At 70.8% G+C, this 21,128-nt stretch carries 18 protein-coding genes; 3 read left to right on the top strand and 15 right to left on the bottom strand.

The genetic code is table 11. The features are described 5' to 3' along the window. Positions 1 to 92 precede the first annotated feature (92 nt). Together OG496_RS38615 and OG496_RS38610 are read right to left on the bottom strand one after the other, a co-directional pair. The gene (locus OG496_RS38615) at positions 93 to 3,071 is read right to left on the bottom strand and encodes a putative bifunctional diguanylate cyclase/phosphodiesterase (RefSeq protein WP_405974164.1); all 2,979 of its coding nucleotides are present in this window, start codon (positions 3,069 to 3,071) and stop codon (positions 93 to 95) included. A 446-nt stretch (positions 3,072 to 3,517) separates the two neighbouring features. Next, positions 3,518 to 4,480, bottom strand: coding sequence for a 2-hydroxyacid dehydrogenase (locus OG496_RS38610; protein WP_405974163.1), 963 nt, complete (start codon positions 4,478 to 4,480; stop codon positions 3,518 to 3,520). Between the two features lie 76 nt (positions 4,481 to 4,556). Between OG496_RS38610 and OG496_RS38605 the strand changes: the two genes are divergently transcribed. Together OG496_RS38605 and OG496_RS38600 are read left to right on the top strand one after the other, a co-directional pair. Beyond that, positions 4,557 to 5,555, top strand: a complete 999-nt coding sequence (locus tag OG496_RS38605) for an aldo/keto reductase (protein ID WP_399387430.1) — start codon at positions 4,557 to 4,559, stop codon at positions 5,553 to 5,555. 198 nt (positions 5,556 to 5,753) lie between these two features. Then, on the top strand, positions 5,754 to 6,914 hold the full coding sequence (locus OG496_RS38600) for a PQQ-dependent sugar dehydrogenase (protein WP_405976800.1): 1,161 nt from the start codon (positions 5,754 to 5,756) through the stop codon (positions 6,912 to 6,914). A gap of 541 nt (positions 6,915 to 7,455) precedes the next feature. Here OG496_RS38600 and OG496_RS38595 read toward each other — a convergent pair. From OG496_RS38595 to OG496_RS38565, 7 genes are all read right to left on the bottom strand, one after another. Then, positions 7,456 to 7,875, bottom strand: coding sequence for a DUF6191 domain-containing protein (locus tag OG496_RS38595; RefSeq protein ID WP_405974162.1), 420 nt, complete (start codon positions 7,873 to 7,875; stop codon positions 7,456 to 7,458). A gap of 46 nt (positions 7,876 to 7,921) precedes the next feature. Next, entirely contained in the window at positions 7,922 to 11,002 is a 3,081-nt protein-coding gene (locus tag OG496_RS38590; protein ID WP_405976799.1) for an AAA family ATPase, read from the bottom strand. Between the two features lie 113 nt (positions 11,003 to 11,115). Beyond that, entirely contained in the window at positions 11,116 to 11,310 is a 195-nt protein-coding gene (locus tag OG496_RS38585) for a hypothetical protein (protein WP_405974161.1), read from the bottom strand. A gap of 210 nt (positions 11,311 to 11,520) precedes the next feature. Next, positions 11,521 to 12,129 carry a hypothetical protein gene (locus tag OG496_RS38580; protein ID WP_366490084.1) on the bottom strand — a complete coding sequence of 203 codons (609 nt, stop codon included), beginning with the start codon at positions 12,127 to 12,129 and terminating at the stop codon, positions 11,521 to 11,523. Between the two features lie 35 nt (positions 12,130 to 12,164). Further along, positions 12,165 to 12,740: a GNAT family N-acetyltransferase gene (locus OG496_RS38575; RefSeq protein WP_405974160.1), complete on the bottom strand. Its 576-nt coding sequence runs from the start codon at positions 12,738 to 12,740 to the stop codon at positions 12,165 to 12,167. Beyond that, entirely contained in the window at positions 12,718 to 14,961 is a 2,244-nt protein-coding gene (locus OG496_RS38570; RefSeq protein WP_405974159.1) for an MMPL family transporter, read from the bottom strand. Before OG496_RS38570 ends, OG496_RS38575 begins: the two co-directional genes overlap by 23 nt. 218 nt (positions 14,962 to 15,179) lie before the next feature. Beyond that, the gene (locus tag OG496_RS38565; RefSeq protein ID WP_405974158.1) at positions 15,180 to 15,473 is read right to left on the bottom strand and encodes a hypothetical protein; all 294 of its coding nucleotides are present in this window, start codon (positions 15,471 to 15,473) and stop codon (positions 15,180 to 15,182) included. A 117-nt stretch (positions 15,474 to 15,590) separates the two neighbouring features. Between OG496_RS38565 and OG496_RS38560 the strand changes: the two genes are divergently transcribed. After that, entirely contained in the window at positions 15,591 to 16,379 is a 789-nt protein-coding gene (locus OG496_RS38560; protein ID WP_405974157.1) for an SAM-dependent methyltransferase, read from the top strand. 84 nt (positions 16,380 to 16,463) lie between these two features. Here the strand turns inward: OG496_RS38560 and gatB are convergent, their stop codons facing one another. The 6 genes from gatB to OG496_RS38530 all read right to left on the bottom strand — a co-directional run bounded on the left by gatB (position 16,464) and on the right by OG496_RS38530 (position 21,056). Further along, on the bottom strand, positions 16,464 to 17,978 hold the full coding sequence (gene gatB / locus OG496_RS38555; protein ID WP_405974156.1) for an Asp-tRNA(Asn)/Glu-tRNA(Gln) amidotransferase subunit GatB: 1,515 nt from the start codon (positions 17,976 to 17,978) through the stop codon (positions 16,464 to 16,466). Between the two features lie 15 nt (positions 17,979 to 17,993). Continuing rightward, positions 17,994 to 18,236 (bottom strand): hypothetical protein, encoded by a 243-nt coding sequence (locus OG496_RS38550; protein ID WP_019058562.1) that lies wholly within the window; start codon positions 18,234 to 18,236, stop codon positions 17,994 to 17,996. Next, positions 18,233 to 19,735, bottom strand: a complete 1,503-nt coding sequence (gene gatA / locus OG496_RS38545; RefSeq protein ID WP_366490078.1) for an Asp-tRNA(Asn)/Glu-tRNA(Gln) amidotransferase subunit GatA — start codon at positions 19,733 to 19,735, stop codon at positions 18,233 to 18,235. Before gatA ends, OG496_RS38550 begins: the two co-directional genes overlap by 4 nt. 5 nt (positions 19,736 to 19,740) lie before the next feature. Beyond that, entirely contained in the window at positions 19,741 to 20,037 is a 297-nt protein-coding gene (gene gatC, locus OG496_RS38540) for an Asp-tRNA(Asn)/Glu-tRNA(Gln) amidotransferase subunit GatC (protein WP_007384860.1), read from the bottom strand. Between the two features lie 92 nt (positions 20,038 to 20,129). Then, on the bottom strand, positions 20,130 to 20,624 hold the full coding sequence (locus OG496_RS38535; RefSeq protein WP_405974155.1) for a cupin domain-containing protein: 495 nt from the start codon (positions 20,622 to 20,624) through the stop codon (positions 20,130 to 20,132). A 60-nt stretch (positions 20,625 to 20,684) separates the two neighbouring features. Next, positions 20,685 to 21,056: a DUF4267 domain-containing protein gene (locus OG496_RS38530; RefSeq protein WP_405974154.1), complete on the bottom strand. Its 372-nt coding sequence runs from the start codon at positions 21,054 to 21,056 to the stop codon at positions 20,685 to 20,687. Positions 21,057 to 21,128 lie beyond the last annotated feature (72 nt).

The raw sequence follows: 21,128 nt of genomic DNA, 5'->3' as shown, positions 1-21,128 counted from the left end.
TCCGGACGTCACCAGCTTCAGCCGACGCGCTTTCCAAGTACGAGAATTCGGGTGCGCATGGCATTGACCCTCCCCCCGGCACGCACCGACTGTCAAGTGGGTGGGACGGGAGTCTCATTATGTGAGCGGAGGGCCGTTCCGCCACCGAAAACCGCGGGCACACCACTGGTGTACACCCCCAGGCCGCCCCCCGCGAACGCGGGCTCGGCCGGGCCGTGCGGCACCGGATAGTGGCCGCGCGACAGGGCCCGGCGCAGCCGGTACTCGTCCAGCGGCGCGGAGAAGGCCATGCCCTGCCCGTGCGTGCAGCCCATCGCGCGCAGGGCGACCACCTGTTCGGGCAGATCGACGCCGTCGGCGACGGACTGCAGCCCGAGATCGCAGGCGATCCGCAGCAGCCCGCTGGTGATCTTGTGCAGCCGCGCGGACTCGACGACGCCCTCGACCAGACTGCGGTCCAGTTTCAGTACGTCGACGGGGAGCCGCCGCAGCGTCGTGATGGCCGCGTAGCCGCTGCCGAAGCCGTCGAGGGCGATCCGGACGCCGAGGCGCCTGAGGGCGGTCAGACGGCGCTCCAGCTCGTCCAGGGAGATCCTCGGGTCGGTGTCGGACAGCTCGATCACCAGCGACCCTGACGGCAGCCCGTGCCGGGTCAGCAGTGCCTCGATCGAGCCGAGCGGCATCGACTTGTCCAGCAGCCGCCGCGCGCTTATCCGCACGGCGACGGACACGGCGAGCCCGGTCGCGGTCCGCTCGGCGGCCTGCTCTACGGCCTCCTCCAGCATCCAGCGGCCCAGCTCGGCGGTCTTGTCGCTGTCCTCGGCCACCCGCAGGAACTCGGCCGGCGTGAACAGCACGCCCTGCGAGGACCGCCAGCGCGCCTGTGTGGACACCGACGCGATCCGGCCGTCCACCAGGGACACCACGGGCTGGTGCAGCAGCGCGAACTCGCCGTCGTGCAGCGCCGCCCGCAGCCGCGTGGCCAGCTCCGCCTTCCGTACGACGTCCTGCTGCATCTGCGGTGCGTACAGCTCGACGCGGCCCTTGCCCGCCCCCTTGGCGCGGTACATCGCGAGGTCCGCGTTGCGCAGCAACTCCCCCGCGCCCAGGCCCGGTTCGGCGAAGGCGACGCCGATGGAGGCGGCGACGCGGACATCGTTGCCGTCGATGAGGTACGGCTGGGACAGGGTGATGCGCAGGCGGTCGGCGAGCTCCATGATGTGCCGCTCGCGGGCGGCCCGGTCCCGGGTGCCGTCGCCGACGATCAGGGCCGCGAACTCGTCGCCGCCGAGCCGGGACGCGGTGTCGCCGTGCCGGACCGCGCCGTCGAGTCGACGGGCGGCCTGGATGAGGAGTTCGTCGCCGGCCTGGTGGCCGATGGTGTCGTTGACGGCCTTGAAGCCGTCGAGGTCGATGAAGAGGACGGCCGTGCCGCGGTCGGTGGAGCGGCGGCCGGAGAGGGCCTGCTGGACACGCTTGGTGAACAGCGCGCGGTTGGGCAGGTCGGTGAGCGGGTCGTGCTCGGCGTTGTGCTGCAACTGCGCCTGGAGGCGCACCCGTTCAGTGACGTCGCGGCTGTTGAAGATGAGGCCGCCGTGGTGGCGGTTGACCGTCGACTCGACGTTCAGCCAGCCGTCGTCGCCGGAGCGGAAGCGGCACTCGATGCGGGTGGTGGACTCCTCGAAGGGGCTGGCGGTGAGGAAGCGGCGCACCTCGTGCACCACGCAGCCGAGGTCCTCCGGGTGGATCAGCGAGGCCAGTTCGGTCCCGACCAGCTCCTCCGCGGCCTTGCCGTAGACACCGGCGGCGGCCGGGGAGACGTAGCGGAGGATGCCGTTCGGGGCGGCGATCATGATGACGTCGCTGGAGCCCTGCACCAGGGAGCGGAAGTGGTTCTCCTTCTGGGCCAGCTCCTGGGTGAGGGTGATGTTGTCGATGAGCATGATGCCCTGGCGCACCACGAGGGCGAGGACCACGCAGCCCGCGGTGATGAGCACCACGCGGTCGGGGCTGCGACCGTTGAGCACGTTGTAGAGAATCCCCAACGTGCAGACGGCGGCGGCGAGATACGGGGTGAGCGCGGCCAGCGAACCCGCGATGGGCCGGGTGGCCGGATACCGCCCCTGGTCGGCGCCGGGCGCGGCGGCCTGCGGCTGGACGCCGGTGCGCTGTCCGGGCCGGTGTTCGTGCACCACGCGCGTGTGCCCGTCGTCCTCGGGCTGGGTGCGCCGGGGTGCGGCCCAGGGGGCGTACGCGAGGAGCAGTGAGCCGGCGAACCAGCCCGCGTCGAGCAACTGGCCCGAGTGGTAGTTGTTGTGGAGCAGCGGCGAGGTGAACAGGGCGTCGCACATCACGGTCAGGGCCAGCGCGCCGATCGCGGTGTTCACGGCGGTGCGGTTGACCGAGGAGCGCCGGAAGTGCAGCGCGAGCACCATGCTGACCAGCGCGATGTCGAGCAGCGGGTACGCCAGCGACAGCGCGGTGTGGGCCACGCTCGGCCCGTCGAACTTGGCGGCCTGGGCCAGCGCGAGGCTCCAGGACAGCGTGAGCAGCGAGCCCCCGATCAGCCAGGCGTCCAGCGCCAGACAGACCCAACCGGCCTTGGTGACAGGCCTTTTGGCGAGGACGAGGAGCCCGACGATGGCGGGCGGCGCGAAGCACAGGAAGAACAGGTCGGCGAAACTGGGGCTGGGCACGGGTCGCTCCAGCACGACCTCGTACCACCCCCAGACTCCGTTGCCCAGTGCCGCCATCGCCGACGAGAGCGAGAACAGCAGCCAGGCGGGTCGAAAGCGGATACGGCGGCTTCGCGCGTAGAGGAAGCAGGAGACGGCGGCGGTACCGGCTGCCGCGCTGAGCCCGAAGTCGCCCATGATCAGGGCGAGTTGGGCGGAGCCCCAGTCGAGCGCGGAACCGACGGCGTATCCCGCGCACACCAGGGCCAGGACGAGTTGCTGGACCAGGCTCCACTTGCCGCCGGTCGCCGGCGGGCGTGGCTGCCGCGCCCCGGGTGAAGTCCGGTCCCGGAGCGCCCCGTTGAGGGTGGTCGTCGGAGACGGTGGCGAACTCACCGGGCCCTCCCGGTCCGCGTCGCTCCCGGGTCCCGCGGGCCCCGGTGCGCTGGATGAGCGTGCCTGCGGCGGCTGTTGGGCCGGCGGTGGTGATGGCTGTGGCTGCTGTGATGTCCGCCGCGGCCGCCATGACCGCCGTGAGCGCAGTGGTTGGCGTGATGGCCGCGGCTGCGCGCGGCGGTGCGCCAGGGTCGCCGTCGGCGGCCCCGCCGCGTCGGATCGCTCGTCCATAGGCCGTGCATCGCCCGTCGCCCCCCTCACAGTCTGAAATGTCCATCCCCGGCGCCGAACGGTGCGCGGCGCAGCCCCTGCCGGGACGATACACCAGTCTCGTCACTCAGGGACATAGTTCCTCTACGCTCCGTAACGACCAGCGGAGATACGTACACGCCCCGCTTCCGAAAGGTTGCGGAGGGTGCCGGAAGCGGATTACCGCCCTGTTGTGGCTAGTTCCCCGTTTCGCCTGTCGTAAGGATCACGTTGCTCAGCGGCTGCCGGTTCACGAACCGTCCCAACTGGTCGACGACCAGACGCTTCGCACGCGGTAGGAACGCCGAGGTGGGCCCGCCGACATGGGGACTGATCAGCACGCCGGGCGCGTGCCACAACGGGTGCCCCTGGGGCAGCGGTTCGGGGTCGGTGACGTCCAACGCCGCGATGATACGGCCGGTTTCCAGCTCCGCGAGCAGCGCCTTGGTGTCGACGACGGGACCGCGGGCCACGTTGACCAGCAGCGCCCCGTCCTTCATCCGGGCCAGGAACTCGGCGTCGACCAGGTGACGGGTGCTCTCGTTCAGGGGCGTGGACAGGATGACGACGTCCGCTTCCGGGAGCAGGGCGGGCAGTTCGGCGAGTGGATGCACCGGCCCGCGCGCGGTGGCACGCGCGGAGCGCGCCACCCGCGCCACCCGCGTGAGCTCGAAGGGAGTGAGCCGGTCCTCGATCGCGGAACCGATCGCCCCGTAGCCGACGATGAGGACGGACCGGTCGGCGAGCGCCGGGTGGAAGTCCCCCTGCCAGTGCTCCTGTTGCTGCGCCCGCACGAACCCCGGGATACCGCGCAACGAGGCGAGCGTCAGGGCCAGCGCGAGTTCGGCGGTGCTCGCCTCGTGCACTCCGCGCGCGTTGCAGAGCCGCACCCCCGGGACGATCGACGAGAGGCTCGCGGTCATGTCGTCGATGCCGGCGGTGAGCGTCTGGATGACCTGCAGATTCCGCATCTGTTCCAGCGGCCGCGTCTTCACGGGATGACGCTTCATGTACGGCACTACGTATAGGACGCAGTCGGCGGGATCACCGGGGAACGCCTGACCGCCGTCCTCACCCCCGTCCCAGAACAGGTAGTTGGGGCCCTCGGGGAGCCCTGCGATCTCCTCCGGCGGGATGGGCAGCCATACGTCAACAGTCATGGTCAGGAGGCTATGTCAGGGCCACGCGCGCGTAGAGGTTAGGTTGGGGTGCGAGAAGAAGGAAGGTCACGAGCAGGTGGAGCGCAGGACGATCGGCGCGGGGGCGCTCGCGATGGGGGCCGTCGGACTCGGCTGCATGCCGATGCACTGGGCCTACAGCGGGTCGCGCAGGCAGGGCGACGAGTCGGTCAGGGCAGTTCACCGGGCGCTCGATCTGGGTGTGACGCTGCTGGACACCGCCGACATGTACGGCCCGTTCACCAACGAACTGTTGCTGGGGCGGGTGTTGAAGGAGCGGCGCGCCGACGCGTTCGTGTCGACCAAGGTCGGCCTGCTGGTCGGCGAACAGCACATCGTGGCCAACGGCCGCCCCGGCTACGTGAAACGCGCGTGCGACGCGTCGCTGCGCCGCCTCCAGACGGACGTGATCGACCTCTACCAACTCCACCGCGCCGACCCCGAGATCCCCGTCGAGGAGACCTGGGGCGCGATGGCGGACCTCGTACAGGCCGGAAAAGTACGGGCGTTGGGCATGAGCGCGGTGGGCGCCCGCTCCGCCCGCCGCCCCGGGGCACGCCTCCATGACGGAACGATCCGCCAACTCCGGCGCGTACAACAGGTGTTCCCGGTCACGGCGGTACAGGCGGAGTTGTCGGTGTGGTCGTCAGAGGCCCTGGACGAGCTGCTGCCGTGGTGCGCGGCGCGCGGCGTCGGCTTCCTGGCCGCGATGCCCCTGGGCAACGGCTTCCTGACCGGCACCCTGACCCCGGGCGAGGGCTTCGAACCGGACGACGTACGCGCCCGCCACCCCCGCTTCACCGCCGAGATGACCGCCGCGAACCAGCCGATCGTCGCCGGCCTGCGCCGGGTGGCCCGCCGCCACGGTCCGGAGGTGACCCCGGCACAGGTGGCCCTGGCGTGGGTGTTGGCACAGGGGGCGCATGTGGTGGCGGTACCGGGCACGAAGCGGGAGCGGTGGGTGGCGGAGAACGCGGGGGCGGCGGGGTTGCGGTTGACGCCGGAGGATCTTGCGGAGGTGGCGGAGTTGCCGGGGGCGTTGGGGTCTTGGGACTGAGGGGGCGGTGGCTTCTCCGGCTTCCAGGCCGGCAGCCGTACCGGTTCCGGAGCTTGGGACCGACCGGCGCCCCGGTTCTCCGGACCCGACGGCTCGATCGTGCGTCGGTGCGCGGTGATCGGGAACCCGGGCGGCGCGAGCGGTGTATGAAAAGTAGAACCCGCCCGTCGAAAGGACCTGATCGTGCAACGTCGAGTCGTGTCGGCCGCCCTGGCCGTGTCCGCGCTCCTGCTGACGGCCGGCTGTTCCTCCGACGGGGGTGGGTCTCCGGGCGACGGCACGAGTGCGTCCTCCGGTACGTCGTCCGGTGGTACGGCTACGGGCGCCTCGCCCTCCCAGCAGGCCGCCGAGCAGACCCCGCCCGCCAAGGGCACCGTGAAGGTGCTGCGCACCGTCACCGAGGGCCTGAAGACGCCCTGGGGCCTCGCCCCGCTGCCCGACGGGAACCTCCTCGTGTCCTCGCGCGACGACGGCACGATCACCCGGATCGACGAGAAGACCGGCAAGAAAACGGAGTTGGGCAAGGTGTCCGGGGTCTCCCCGGCCGGCGAGGGCGGCCTCCTCGGCATCGCGCTCTCCCCGGACTACGCCTCGGACCACATGATCTACGCGTACTTCACCTCGGCCTCGGACAACCGCATCGTCCGCGTCCTGTACGACGAGAAGAAGCCGGCCGGTGAGCAGCTGGGCGCGCCCGACACCATCTTCAAGGGCATCCCCAAGGGCTACATCCACAACGGCGGGCGTATCGCGTTCGGCCCGGACGGCATGCTGTACGCGGGCACGGGCGAGAGCGGTCAGCGGGGTCTGGCGCAGGACAAGAAGTCCCTCGGCGGCAAGATCCTGCGGCTGACCCCGGAGGGCGACCCGGCGCCGGGCAACCCGTTCCCGAACTCGCCGGTGTACACCTACGGCCACCGCAATGTGCAGGGCCTCGCCTGGGACTCCGAACAGCGGCTGTTCGCCTCGGAGTTCGGCCAGGACACCTGGGACGAGCTGAACGCGATCACACCGGGCGACGACTACGGCTGGCCGAACGCGGAGGGCAAGGGCGACAACCCCAAGTACCACAACCCGATCACCCAGTGGCACACGGACGACGCCTCCCCCAGCGGCATCGCCTATGCCGAGGGCTCCATATGGATGGCGGGGCTCAAGGGCCAGCGCCTGTGGCGCATCCCCCTGGACGGCACGAAGGCGTCCGCCGCCCCGCAGGCCTTCCTCACCGGCGAGTACGGCCGCCTGCGCACGGTGGTCTCGGCCGGCGACGACAAGCTGTGGCTCATCACCAGCAACACGGACGGCCGGGGCACGCCCAAGCCGGGCGACGACCGGATTCTGGAGATTCAGGTGACGTAGGTCCGGGTGGGGCGGAACCGGGCGACGGGGCGGAACCGGGCGATAGGTGGACCTGAGCGACGCAGGGTCCAGCGACTCAGACCCGGGCGATGGAGCGGTTCCGAGCGACGCGGGCCCCAGCGCAGCAGGCCCAGGCGACGGAGCGGCCTCGGGATCGGGAGCGGCGCGGGCCCCAGCGCGGCAGGCCCGGGCGACGGCGTGGTCTCGGGGTCAGACTCCGGAGCGGACCCGGGACCGGAAGCGGGAGCGGACCCGGGCTCGGATTCCGGGTCGGACTCAGGGTCGGGAGTGAGGTCGGGCTCGGACCCCGGAGCGAGAGCGGCCTCGGAAGTGGTCCCAGGGCTGAGAGCGGAGCAAGCTCGGACCTCCGGGTCGGGGACCTGGAGCAGCCTTGGAAGTGAACTCAGGGTCGGGAGCGGCCTAGGGCTCGGACACCGGAGCGGGTTCGGACACCGGGCCAGGATCGGGAGCGGCCTCGGGCGCGGATGCCGGAGCGGACCTGGAAGCTGACTCGGGACCGGGACCAGGCTCTGGAGCGGCGTCAGGAATCGGACGCGGGCCCAGTACCGGAACCGGTCCCGGGGCCGGAATCGGCTTCGTCAGCGGGACGGGGGCCGGAATCAGGTTCAGATCCGGGATCGGCAGCGAACCCGGGATCGGGCCCGGCGCCGGAACCGGCTTCAGAACCGGGACCGGATTCGGCACCAGCATCAGGACCAGGATCGGTTCCCGAACCGGAACCGGCATCAGGGCCGGAATCGGATTCGGCGCCGGAACCGGACTCGGCACCCGGCTCGGCTTCCGCCCCAGATTCCCGCACCCGCACCACCACCCTGCCCGACTCCAGGTCTATCGGCCCGCGCCCGGGGTCTCCGTCCGCGACGTCGACCCTGGTCAGCTCAAGCCGGTTGGCCTCGTCCTGGGTGTGCTTGCGGCCCGGTGAGAACAACTCCTCGAACATGTTGAACACGGCGCCTCCCCTGTGCCGGTCCCCTACAGCGTACGACTCACCGCACGGAGCGCGCGGTGAGCGGGTCGGAGGGGTGGGGCGGGAACAGCTCCAGCCGGTGGGCGACGGCCGCCGCCTCTCCCCGGCCCGAGACGCCGAGCTTGCCGAGGATGTTCGAGACGTGGACGCTCGCGGTCTTCGGGGAGATGAAGAGTTCCTCGGCGATCTGCCGGTTGGTGCGGCCGGCGGAGACCAGCCGCAGGACGTCCCGCTCGCGGCTGGTGAGGCCGAGCGCCTCGACGGGGTCGGCCGGGTCGGAGGAGACCCCTCGCCGCTCCGGGGCCTTCGTGAGGGTCAGCCGGGCCCGCTGGGCGAGCAGCGCGACGGAGTCGGCGAGCGGGCGGGCGCCGAGGTGGTCGGCGACGGCGGCGGACAGGCGGAGCAGTTCCGTGGCGCGGTCCCGCTCGTCGTCACCCCCGTCGGGGTGGGACAGCAGCGCTTCGGCGAGGCGGTGCCGGACGCGGGCGAGGTCGTAGGGGCGGTCGAGGCATTCGAAGGCGGCGACCGCCTCGGACCAGTTGTCCGGGGTGGAGCGGCCCTCGGCGTGCAGGAGTTCGGCGCGGAGCCAGCGTTCGTGGGCCTGCCAGACGGGGACGTTGGTGGGGACCGGCTTGGCGGCTTCCCGGATGCGTTCGAGGATCTTGGCGCGGCCGGGGTCGGCGACGGGCAGGCCGACGGCCTGGGTCTCGGCGATGGCCGCGGTGACCAGCAGGGGCCAGACCTCGAAGTACGTGCCGGGGAGGAAACCGGAGTCCAGGACGAGTCCGAGGGTGGCGCGGGCGTCGAGGAGGCGGCCTTCGGCGGTGGCGACCTGGAGTTCGATCCGCTCCAGGGGCAGATGGTGCTGGGGGGCGACGTCGTGGGTGCCGAAGTGCTCGCGGGCGGCGGCCAGTTGGCGGCGGGCCTCGGGCAGGTTGCCGCGGGCGAGGGCGAGTTCGGCGCGGAGGCGGGCGTGGAAGCCGCGGGGTTTGGCGCTCTGGTCCACGCGCTCCGACTTGGTCGCGGCCTCGGCGGCCTCGTCCCAACGGCCCAGGGAGAACAGGGATTCGGCGAGGTTTCCCCAGATCCAGGCCTCTTTGTCGAACTGGCCGAACTTCTTGGCGAAGGCGAGCCCCGTCTCCAGGATGGGCACCGCCTCGCGGGAGCGGCCGACGGTCTGGAGGGAGGAGGGAAGGTTCACATAGCTGCGGCCGGCGACGATGGAGATGCCCTCGGCGACCGTGCGTTCGTTCACCTCGACCAGTTCGGCGAGGCCTCCCTCGACGTCTCCGGAGGCGACCATGAGGCCGGCCAGGGTGAGGCGGGCGTCCATCTCGATCTCGCGGGCGCCGACCATGCGCGCGTACTCGACCGCGCGCTCGGCGGCCACGTAGGCGTCGGGTCCCGGGACGTGGACCATGGACCAGCCGGCGACCTTGGCGAGGACCTCCGCGTGCACCTCGGAGGGCGGCAGTCCGCGGACCAGCTCCTGCGCGGCGGCGAGTTCCGGCCAGCCGTCACCGCGGGCCTGGGAACGGACCAGGACGGAGCGCTGCACCCAGAACCAGGCGGCGCGCAGCGGGTCGCCCTCGTCCTCCAGGAGGTGCAGGGCCCGCTTGGTGATCTTCAGGGCGCGCTCGCGCTCCCCGCTCAGCCGCCCGGCGACGGCGGCCTCCGCCATCAGGTCGAGGTAGCGCAGGGGTGTGGTCTCCGGGTCGCAGCCGCAGGGCGGGTACACCTCGGTGTAGTCCACGGGGCGCAGTCCCGCGCGTACGGCGTCGGGGACGGTGTCCCACAGCTCCATCGCCCGCTCCAGGAGCCGGAGTTGCTCGGAGTGGGCGTGCCGGCCCCGGGCGGCCACGGAGGCGTCCAGGACGGCGGGGAGGGCCTTGGCGGCGTCGTGGGCGTGGTACCAGTAGCTCGCGAGGCGCATGACGCGCTGGTCGGCCGGGACGAGCGTCGGGTCGGCCTCCAGGACCTCGGCGTAGCGGCGGTTGATGCGGGAACGCTCGCCGGGCAGCAGGTCGTCGCCGACGGCCTCGCGGACCAGGGAGTGGCGGAAGCGGTAGCCGTCGTCGCCGGGGGCCGCCTGGAGGATGTTGGCGCCGACGGCGGCCCGCAGTGCCTCGATGAGGTCGTCCTCGGCGAGCCGGGCGACGGCGGCGAGCAGCCGGTACTCGACGGTGGAGCCGCCCTCGGCGACGATCCGGGCGACCCGCTGGGCGCTCTCGGGCAGTGACTCGACGCGGACGAGGAGCAGGTCGCGCAGGGAGTCGGTGAGGTTGCTGCGGCAGCCGTCGTGGGCGGCGACGGCGAGTTCCTCGACGAAGAAGGCGTTGCCGTCGGAGCGTTCGAAGATCTCGTCGACCTGGGCGGGGTCGGGTTCGGCGGCGTGGATGCCGGCGATCTGGCGGCCCACCTCCTGCCGGTTGAAGCGGCCCAGTTCGATCCGGCGGACCGTGCGGAGCCGGTCGAGTTCGGCGAGCAGGGGGCGCAGCGGGTGGCGGCGGTGGATGTCGTCGGCGCGGTAGGTGGCGAGGACGACGAGGCGGCCGGTGCGCAGGGTGCGGAAGAGGTAGGCGAGGAGGTGGCGAGTGGAGGCGTCGGCCCAGTGCAGGTCCTCCAGGGCGACGACGACCGTGCGCTCGGCGGCGACGCGCTCCAGGAGGCGTGCGGTGAGTTCGAAGAGGCGGGCCATGCCCTCCTCGTCGTGCCGGCCGGCCCGCTGGAAGGTGGCTGTCTCCGCCAACTCGGGGAGCAGCCGGGCGAGTTCCTCCTCCTGGCCGGCGGCCGCGGCGGACAGCTCGTCGGGCAGTTCGCGGCGCAGTGCGCGCAGGGCGGTGGAGAACGGGGCGAAGGGCAGTCCGTCCGCGCCGATCTCGACACAGCCGCCGAGCGCGACGACGGCGCCCCGGCGGCAGGCGGCGGTGGCGAACTCCTCGACGAGCCGGGTCTTGCCGACGCCGGCCTCGCCGCCCAGCAGCAACGCCTGCGGCTCGCCCGCGGCGGCGCGGGCGAGCGCATCGTTCAGCGTGTCCAGCTCGTCGGCGCGGCCGACGAAGACCGGACTGACGGACCTGGTCTCCACGCCTGCGAGCATGTCACGCGGGTCTGACAACGCGGCACCGGTTTTCGGGAGGGCGGCCGCGGGGAGGAGCGCCCCGCGGACCTGCCGGGCGGGCGCCGTACGACCGTCCTCCCGGGCCCGGGCGGTCACGACGCACGGGCGAACAGGTGCCTGCGGGGGCGGTCGGTATGCACCTCCCCCTCGGCGGCCTGGCGGGCCTGCCGGGCCTGCTCGCGACGGGCGGCGCGGGCGCCCCGCACGGCCTCGCGGGCCAGCCGCTCGTTGGCGGCCTGCCGGCGCAGTTCGGCGGAACGGATCTGGTGGAGTTCGAACTCGTACATCTCAAGTCCCTTGGTGGAGGCGGTTCTTCGGCTTCGCTTTCTGCGATGCCTCAACCTTCGTCTCCAAGGGGGGTCCGCCACATCGGGAGAGTTCCGCATCTTGCGGGGCCGGGCGGGCCTTAGACGTGCGTGAGGGGTCTTAGGGCCTCCGTAAGGTGCTTACGAAGGCCCTAAGACCCCTGAATTACGTGCGGTGGCGCGAGCCGTCCGTCAGGTGGCCGACGGCAGGCTGAGCAGGACGTCGGTGTACTTCAGGACGGCCAGGAGCAGTCCTACGACACCGAGCGCGACGCCCGCCCAGGCGACCGACTTGATCCAGGTGGCCTGCGGCTTGCCCGGGGTGCCGAACGCGGGGCGGATCAGGGCCGCGACACCCACGAGGGCGCCGACCAGGGCGAAGATGCCGGCCCACAGTGCGGTGGTGTGCCAGGCGTCGCCGTAGACCTCCTTGATCTGGGTGGACACGCTCGCGGTGGAGGCGGTGTGGAGCTGGCCCACGAGGGTCTCGCGGGCGGCGGCGACGGAGCCGATCCAGCCGCCGGAGAGCGAGATGAAGCCGAGCGCGGCGGAGACCACGGCGGCTGCGCCCTGGCCTACGCCGGAGGGGCCCTCCTCGGGGTGCTCCAGCTGGAGCTTCGCGAGCTCGGCCGCGTACTCCTCCTCGGAGAGGTCGTCCTCGTCCTCGGCGGCTTCGGCCTCGGTGTTCGCGGTGTCCGGCTCGGTCACTTCCTCGTCGGTCTTGGTGACATCGACGGTCTCCGCGTCGCTCTTCACCTCGGTGGCCTCGTTCGCGGCCTCGTCAACAGTCTTGGTACCCATGATGCGCACGGTAGGGGTGAAGTCTGAGAAGTTCCTTAAAGATCGCTGTGTTGCGCACGCGCGCGTGCCTCGCGCCACTCGGGGGCGAGCACGGACCACACCTCTATGTCGTGCCTTACGCCCCCGTAGGGGTGAGACTCGCGCAGGACCGCGTCCCTGGTCATGCCCATGCGGCGGGCAACATTCAGGCTCTTCTCATTGCCCGCGGCGGCGTGCCATTCGACGCGGTGGATGCCGCGCTGTTCGATCGCGAAGTCGATGAGAATCCGTATCGCGCGGGTGATCAGTCCGCGCCCGGCGGCGGCGGGTTCCAGCCAGCAGCCGACCTCGCAGTTGCCCTGGTCGGCGTGGAAGTTCAGGAAGAGGACCCCGCCGACGAGCTTGCCGTCCAGCCAGATGCCGTGCAGGGACGCTTCGTCGGCGGCGCGCAGGTCGGCGTAGCGCTGGAGCATGGCCCGCGCGGAGTCGACGTCCGTCGCCTTGGAGCCGAAGGTGATGAACTGGCCGATGAACTCCCGGCCGCGGTCCAGGTGCGCGAGGAACTCCTCGGCGTGCCAAGGCTCCAGGGGACGCAGTTCGGCTCCGTCGTCACCCAGGGGTATCGCGTACATCCTGCTCCTGCTCCTTCGCCAGGACGTCCGCCACCTCGGCGTCCGTCGCGGCGGCCAGCCTCTCATGGGCGGCGCGGCACTCGGGGGGCTCGATGCTGATGCGGGGCAGGACGCGGTCGAGGCCGCGGGGCAGCCACCAGTTGGCGCCGCCCAGGAGGTGCATGAGGGCCGGCACCAGGAGGGTGCGCAGGACGAAGGCGTCCAGGGCGACGGCGGAGGCGAGGGCGATGCCGAACATGGCGATCACGCGGTCCCCGCTGAGCACGAAGGCGAGGAACACCGAGATCATGATGACGGCGGCCGAGTTGATCACCCGGCTGGTCTCGGCGAGGCCGACGCGGACGGCACGCCGGTTGTCGCCGGTTTCCAGCCATTCCTCGTACATCCGGCTCACCAGGAAGACCTGGTAGTCCATGGAGAGCCCGAAAAGGACCGACACCATGATCACGGGGAGGAAGGGCTCTATCGGTCCGGCGCGTCCCAGGCCGAGGAACTCGCTCCCCCAGCCCCACTGGAAGATCGCGACGACGACCCCGAAGGCGGCGGCCACGGCGGCGACGTTCATCGCGGCGGCCTTGAGCGGGATGCCGATCGACCGGAAGGCGAGCAGGAGCAGCACACAGCCGAGCGAGATGACGACCCCGACGAACAGCGGGAGCTTGCCGACGATCACGTCGGCGAAGTCGTCGTAGCTCGCCGTCACGCCACCCACGTGGATGTCGAGCGAGGTGCCCGTCTCGGCCCGCGGCAGCACTTCGGTCCGCAGCCGGTCGACGAGGTCGCTGGTCCTCTGCGACTGCGGTGCCGAGTCCGGTACGACGCTGAAGTACCCGGTGGAACCGCCGGCGTCGTAGGTCACCGGGGTCACGGAGGCGACGCCCTCGGTGGTGCGGAGGGTGGCGTCGAGGTTGTCGAGGGTGAGCTTGTCCTCGGCGCCGTCGATCTTCGTGACGAGGGTGAGGGGGCCGTTGACGCCGGGCCCGAAGCCGGCCGCGAGGAGGTCGTAGGCCTGGCGGGTGGTCGACGACCTGGGGTCGTTGCCCTGGTCGGAGGTGCCCAGGTGGAGGGCGAGGGTGGGCAGCGCGAGGACGGCCATGACGATCAGGGCGAGGGTGCCGAGCAGTTTGGGGCGGCGCTCGACGAACGCGGACCAGCGGGCGGCGAGGCCGGTGGGGAGCTCCGGCTGGGGCCCGTGCTCGGCCAGTCGGCGCCGTTCGCGGCGGCTGAGGGCGCGGGGGCCGATGAAGGACAGCAGGGCCGGGAGAAGCGTCACGGAGGCCGCGACGGTGAGCACCACGGTCAACGAGGCGGCGATCGCGACCCCGTTGAGGAAGCCGAGGCGCAGGATCAGCATTCCCAGGAGGGCGATGCACACCGTGGCGCCCGCGAAGACGACCGCGCGCCCGGTGGTGACGACCGCGTTGGTGACCGCCTCGGTGACGGACAGCCCGCGTTTCAGCCCGCGCCGGTGCCGGGTCACGATGAACAGGGCGTAGTCGATGCCGACGCCGAGCCCGATCAGCATGCCGAGCATGGGCGCGAAGTCGGCGACGGTCATGGCGTGCCCGAGCAGCACGATCGCCCCGTACGCGGTGCCGACGCTCACCAGGGCGGTGCCGATGGGCAGCAGCGAGGCGGCGAGCGACCCGAAGGCGAGGAACAGCACGAGGGCGGCGACGGCGACCCCGACGACCTCGGCGGTGTGCCCGCTCGACGCCTCGGTGAGCGCGATGGCGCTGCCGCCCAACTCGACCTGGAGTCCGTCGGTTTGGGCGGCCTTCGCCGCGTTCACCACGGCCTGTGCCTCCGACTTGTCGATGTCCTCGGCCTGGTGCGCGAAGGTGACGGTGGCGTAGGCGGTCCGTCCGTCGGCGCTGATCCGGCCCGTGCCCTGTCCGTCGTACGGACTGACGACGGAGGCGACTCCGGGCAGGTCGGCGATCCTGTCGAGGGCGCCGGTCATGGTCTGTTCGACGGCGGCGGCGCGGACGGAACCGGGTGAGGTGCGCCAGACGACGGTGTCGCTGTCGCCGCCGAGACCCGGAAACCCCTCCTTGAGCAACTGGGTCGCACGACCCGACTCGGTGCCGGGGGCCTCGTAGTCGTTCGAGTACGCCGAGCCGGTGACGGCGGCGGCCGCGGTGACCCCGCCGAACGCGACGAGCCACAACAGGACGGCGGCGAGGCGGTGCCGAACACACCAGCGGGCAAGGGCTGCCACGAACGTGCTCCCGGGGAAGGTGAATTGTGGATCTTTGACCGGGAATCCTGGTTCAAGGGATGAACAGCCCGCAAAGAACGCATGAGCAATACGGAGACCACTCTTGCAGTAGAAAATGATCGTTCATGACGTTCGTGCGCTGGATCACGGGAGTGGGAGACAGATCACAGGACAGTAACGGCAACTCTGTAGCCCGGACTGCCGCCTTGACCGTCGCCTCAGTCGAACTGGTCTCCCAGCGCCATCACCATCGCCCCGACGACCAGCAGCCAAAGCGCCCGTCTGGTACGGCCCCTGGACCCGAGCGCGGACGCGAGCGCACACACCGCGGCGCCCACGGCATAGGCGGCCGGAACAAGCACCGGCCCGGCCCCACTCGCCCGCAACACCGCCGCGGCCACCCCCGCGATGGCCAGCACGGCACCGGTCAGCCCGGCCGTCCACCGGGCCCGCCGCGCGTCCAGCGCCGTGTCCCCGAAGTCCGGTATCTCGGAATCTCCGCGTCCGTCCATGGCGGGCGAGCGTAGCGCCTCCGCCTGAGAAACCTGGTGCGCGGCCAACCGACGTCCTCCACAATCTCGTTGCTTCCTCATAGGAACCTACGCAGAACCGGAGGACACCGTTCACCGATGCCGGACACCGACCTGACCGCCCGCCTGACCCACCCCCGCTACCCGCGCAGCAACTCCTACGACGCCCGCTGGACCATCGAGAACCAGATGGGCCCGCACGCCCTGTGGCTGCTGGAATGGCTGGCCCCGGCGCTCGGCCTGGACACCCTGCGCCCCGGCGCGCGCGTGCTCGACCTGGGCTGCGGGCGCGCCATGACCTCCGTCTTCCTCGCCAAGGAGTACGACCTCCAGGTCACCGCCGCCGACCTGTGGGTGAAGTCCGAGGAGAACGCCGTACGGATCGCCGAGGCGGGCGTCGCGGACCGCGTCCTCCCCCTCCAGGTGGAGGCTCACGACATCCCCTTCGGGGACGGCACGTTCGACGCGATCGTGTCGATCGACGCCTACCAGTACTTCGGCACCGCCGACCTCTATCTGCCCACGCTGACAAGGTTGTTGAAGCCGGGCGGACGGATCGGCGTCGTGATGCCCGCACTGCGTGAGGAACTGACGGGGGACGAGCCGCCGGAGCATCTGAAGGAGTACTGGGAATGGGACCCGGGTTTCTGGGCGTTCCACTCTCCCGCCTGGTGGCGCAGGCACTGGGCACGCAGCAGGGCCGTGGAGGTCGAGACGGCCGACTGGCTGCCCGACGGATGGCGCGACTGGCTGCTGTGGAGCGAGGTGTGCGCCCAGGAGAGCCCGAGCGAGTTCATGGCGGACATGGCACGCAAGTCGGTGGAGCTGGTACACGCCGACGTGGAACATCTGATCGGCTTCACACGCGTCGTGGGGCGCCGCCTGTGAAGTGACACACCTGGGGGGATGCATCGCAACCGATGCATCCCCCCAGGGCTGTTGATTTCCTACGGCTGATTTCCTACGGCCGTATCAGCCTTCGCTGACGCCCAGTTGCTCCAGGATGAGCTCCTTGACGCGGGCCGCGTCGGCCTGACCTCGCGTGGCCTTCATGACGGCGCCGACCAGGGCACCGGCGGCCGCCACCTTGCCGCCGCGGATCTTGTCGGCGATACCCGGGTTGCCGACGATGGCTTCCTGGACGGCGGTGGTGAGGGCGCCGTCGTCGGAGACGACCTTGAGGCCGCGCTTCTCGACGACCTCGTCCGGGGTGCCCTCGCCGGCGAGGACGCCCTCGATGACCTGGCGGGCCAGCTTGTCGTTCAGGTCGCCGGCGGTGACCAGGGCGGTGACCCGGGCGACCTGCTCCGGCGTGATGGGCAGCTCGTCGAGCGCCTTGCCGGACTCGTTGGCGCTGCGGGCGAGTTCACCCATCCACCACTTACGGGCAGAGGTCGAGTCCGCACCGGCGTCGATCGTGGCGACGATCGGGTCGATGGCACCCGCGTTGAGGATCGACTGCATGTCGAACGCGGTGATCCCCCACTCCTCGCTCAGCCGGTTGCGGCGGGCCAGCGGCTGCTCGGGCAGTTCGGCGCGGATCTCCTCGACCCACGCGCGCGAGGGGGCCACCGGCACCAGGTCCGGCTCCGGGAAGTACCGGTAGTCCTCCGCCTCCTCCTTCACGCGGCCCGAGGTCGTCGACCCGGTGTCCTCGTGGAAGTGGCGGGTCTCCTGGATGATCGTGCCGCCGGAGTTCAGCACCGCGGCATGGCGCTGGATCTCGTAACGGGCGGCGCGCTCCACGGAACGCAGCGAGTTGACGTTCTTCGTCTCGCTCCGGGTGCCGAACTTCTCGCGGCCGTGCGGGCGCAGCGACAGGTTCACGTCGCAGCGCATCTGCCCCTGTTCCATGCGGGCTTCCGACACACCGAGCGCCCGGATCAGCTCGCGCAGCTCGGCGACGTACGCCTTCGCGACCTCGGGAGCACGCTCCCCCGCACCCTCGATCGGCTTGGTGACGATCTCGATGAGCGGGATGCCGGCGCGGTTGTAGTCGAGCAGCGAGTGCGAGGCGCCGTGGATACGGCCCGTCGCGCCACCGACGTGCAGCGACTTGCCGGTGTCCTCCTCCATGTGGGCGCGCTCGATCTGCACCCGGAAGGTCTCGCCGTCCTCCAGCTGTACGTCGAGGTAGCCGTTGAAGGCGATCGGCTCGTCGTACTGGGAGGTCTGGAAGTTCTTCGGCATGTCCGGATAGAAGTAGTTCTTCCGGGCGAAGCGGCACCACTCGGCGATCTCGCAGTTCAGCGCGAGGCCGATCCTGATCGCGGACTCGACGCCGATCGCGTTGACGACCGGGAGCGCGCCGGGCATGCCGAGGCAGGTCGGGCAGGTCTGCGAGTTCGGTTCGGCGCCCAGCTCGGTCGAACAGCCGCAGAACATCTTGGTCTTGGTGCCGAGTTCGACATGGACCTCAAGGCCCATGACGGGGTCGTACGACGCGAGAGCGTCCTCGTACGACTCCAGGTCGGTCGTGGTGGTCACGGTGAACTTTCCCTCTCAGCCCAGCAGGACGTCGTCGTCGCCCAGCCGCTTCAGCTCGCGGTACAGGATGGCGAAGCCGGTGACGAGCGCGACGGCGGACACCGTGGCGTCGATCAGACGGAGCGTGTCGTGCTCGGTGCGCGCCTTCTTGATCTGCTTGGCGACACCCAGCGCGCCGAACGCGGTGGTGGCCATCGACACGTACGTGCCGGACTTGGACTTCTTGAAGCCCTTGGCCTTCGACAGTGCATTGCTCACAGCGACGGTGCCTCCTCAAGCAGCGGGTGGCCCCACTTTTCCACGAAGGCGGCCTCGACGGCGGCGCCGACCTTGTAAAGGCGGTCGTCCTTCAGCGCCGGGGCGATGATCTGCAGTCCGACCGGGAGGTTGTCCTCCGGGGCGAGGCCGCAGGGCAGCGACATGGCCGAGTTGCCCGCCAGGTTGGTCGGGATGGTGCACAGGTCCGCGAGGTACATCGCCATCGGGTCGTCGGCACGCTCGCCGATCGGGAAGGCGGTGGTCGGCGTCGTCGGCGACACGATCACGTCGACGCTCTCGAACGACTTCTCGAAGTCGCGGGTGATGAGCGTACGGACCTTCTGGGCGCTGCCGTAGTACGCGTCGTAGTAGCCGGAGCTGAGCGCGTACGTCCCGAGCATGATGCGGCGCTTCACCTCGGGGCCGAAGCCCGCCTCACGGGTGATCGAGGTGACCTCTTCGGCCGAGTGGGTGCCGTCGTCACCGACGCGGAGGCCGTAGCGCAGGCCGTCGAAACGGGCCAGGTTCGACGAACACTCGGAGGGCGCGATCAAGTAGTACGCCGACAGGGCGAGGTCGAAGGACGGGCAGTCCAACTCGACGATCTCGGCGCCCAGTTCCTTGAGAACCTCTACGGCCTCGTCGAACCGCTGGATGACGCCTGCCTGGTAGCCCTCGCCGCGGAACTGCTTGACGACGCCGACGCGCATGCCCTGCACGCTGCCGTTGCGGGCGGCCTCGACGACCGGCGGGACCGGGGCGTCGATCGACGTGGAGTCGAGCGGGTCGTGTCCGGCGATGACCTCGTGCAGGAGCGCCGCGTCCAGGACCGTACGGGCGCAGGGCCCGCCCTGGTCGAGGGAGGACGAGAAGGCGACCATGCCGTAGCGGGAGACCGCGCCGTACGTCGGCTTGACGCCGACCGTGCCGGTGACGGCGGCCGGCTGGCGGATGGAACCGCCGGTGTCGGTGCCGATCGCGAGCGGCGACTGGAAGGAGGCGAGCGCGGCGGAGGAACCGCCACCGGAGCCACCGGGGATCTTGGTGAGGTCCCAGGGGTTGCCGGTCGGCCCGTAGGCACTGTTCTCGGTGCTCGACCCCATGGCGAACTCGTCCATGTTGGTCTTGCCGAGGATGACGACGTCGGCGGCCTTCAGCCGCTTGGTGACGGTCGCGTCGTACGGCGGGATCCAGCCTTCGAGGATCTTGGAGCCGACCGTGGTCGGGATGCCCTCGGTGGTGAAGATGTCCTTGAGCGCGAGCGGGACGCCGGCCAGCGGGCCGAGCTGCTCGCCCCGGGCCCGCTTCTCGTCGACGGCGCGGGCCTGCGCGAGGGCACCCTCGCGGTCGACGTGCAGGAAGGCGTGCACCTTCGCGTCGACCTCCTCGATCCGGGCGAGGTGGGCCTCGGTGACCTCGACGGCCGTGAGCACGCCGGACGCGATGTTCGCGGCGATCTCGGCGGCGGTGAGCCGGATGATGCTGCTGTGGTCCGTCATGGTGGTTAGTCCTCCCCCAGGATCTGCGGCACCTTGAAACGCTGCTGCTCCTGGGCCGGGGCGCCGGAGAGCGCCTGCTCGGGGGTGAGCGAGGGACGGACCTCGTCCGCGCGCATGACGTTCGTCAGCGGCAGCGGGTGGGAGGTCGGCGGTACGTCTTGGTCGGCGACCTCGCTGACGCGGGCGACCGCGCCGATGATGTCGTCCAGCTGTCCCGCGAAGTGTTCGAGCTCTTCGGGCTTCAGCTCCAGACGCGCCAGCCGGGCGAGGTGGGCGACCTCCTCGCGCGTGATGCCAGGCATGCAGCGTTCCTCTGGGGTGAGTGTGTGTGGTTTGGCGCCAATCCTATGGGGCGGGGGCCCTCAGCCGTTAAACGGTTTCTCCGGAGCCCCGGTCACCGGCCTCGCGCGTCCCACACCGGGCACTTCGTGAAGTGGTTGTCGTACAGCTCCTGCACCTCCAGGAGGCTCTCCGGGCCGACCTCTCCGAGGGCGATGCGCTGCAGGTGACGGAAGTACTCGAAGCGCTCGACGCCGGGGGTGATGACGATGAGGAGGTCGGCGTCGGTGCCGGGCGCGGCGGCGAAGGCGTGGGGCAGGCCAGGCGGGACGACGACCAGGTCACCGGGTCCGGCGGTGACGACCTGGTCGCCGGAGAGGATCTCGGCGGCGCCGTCGAGCAGGAAGAACATCTCGGCGGAGTTGTCGTGCCAGTGCGGTTTCGCGCCGTCCGCTCCCCCGCTGAGGGTGACGCGCTTGGTGGACAGCGCGCCACCGGTCGCGCTGCTGTCCGCCAGCAGCTTCACGGTGGTCGGCGCCCGGCCCACCACCTCGGCCTCGGCATCACGCACGATCACGGACTCGTCGAACTTCGGTACGAGCAACGACATTTCGGGACCCCGTTCGGATGAGGAAGATCGGATGAGGAAGAGGAGTACGACTCGGACGGCTCAGACAAGGAACAGCAGCACGGTACTGATCAGCACAACGATCGCCGTGGCGAAGTGGATCCCGAAGGCCACGGCTTTCGCTCCGCCGTGGCGCAGCACTATCAGGGTGTCGCCGAACGGGACGACCGCCACGCAGAGCATGAACCAGGCCTCGGCATGCGCCCCGGCGAAGGCCAGCACCGCGAGGCCCACCAGGCCCAGCGTGCCGTCCCTGAGGCCCTTGATCGTGAGGTAGGCGCCGGCGCCGCCACCGGGGTCGGCCGGCACTCCGTAGCCGGTGGCGGCGGGGCCGGGCTGGAACAGGAACCGGTAGCCCAGGAACAGGCAGAACAGGTCGAGCACGATCGCCAGGGTGTACGCGGTGATGGTCATGCCACTTCTCCTCGTCTCGTTTTTCTAGCGGCGCTAGCGACAAGAGCGAAGCTAACAGAGCGACGGCAGGAA

It is taken from the genome of Streptomyces sp. NBC_00988 (assembly GCF_045162645.1).
Classification (GTDB): Bacteria; Actinomycetota; Actinomycetes; order Streptomycetales; family Streptomycetaceae; genus Streptomyces.
Note: the sequence above shows the minus strand (reverse complement) of the source record. Positions and strands in the feature narration are given on the sequence as shown.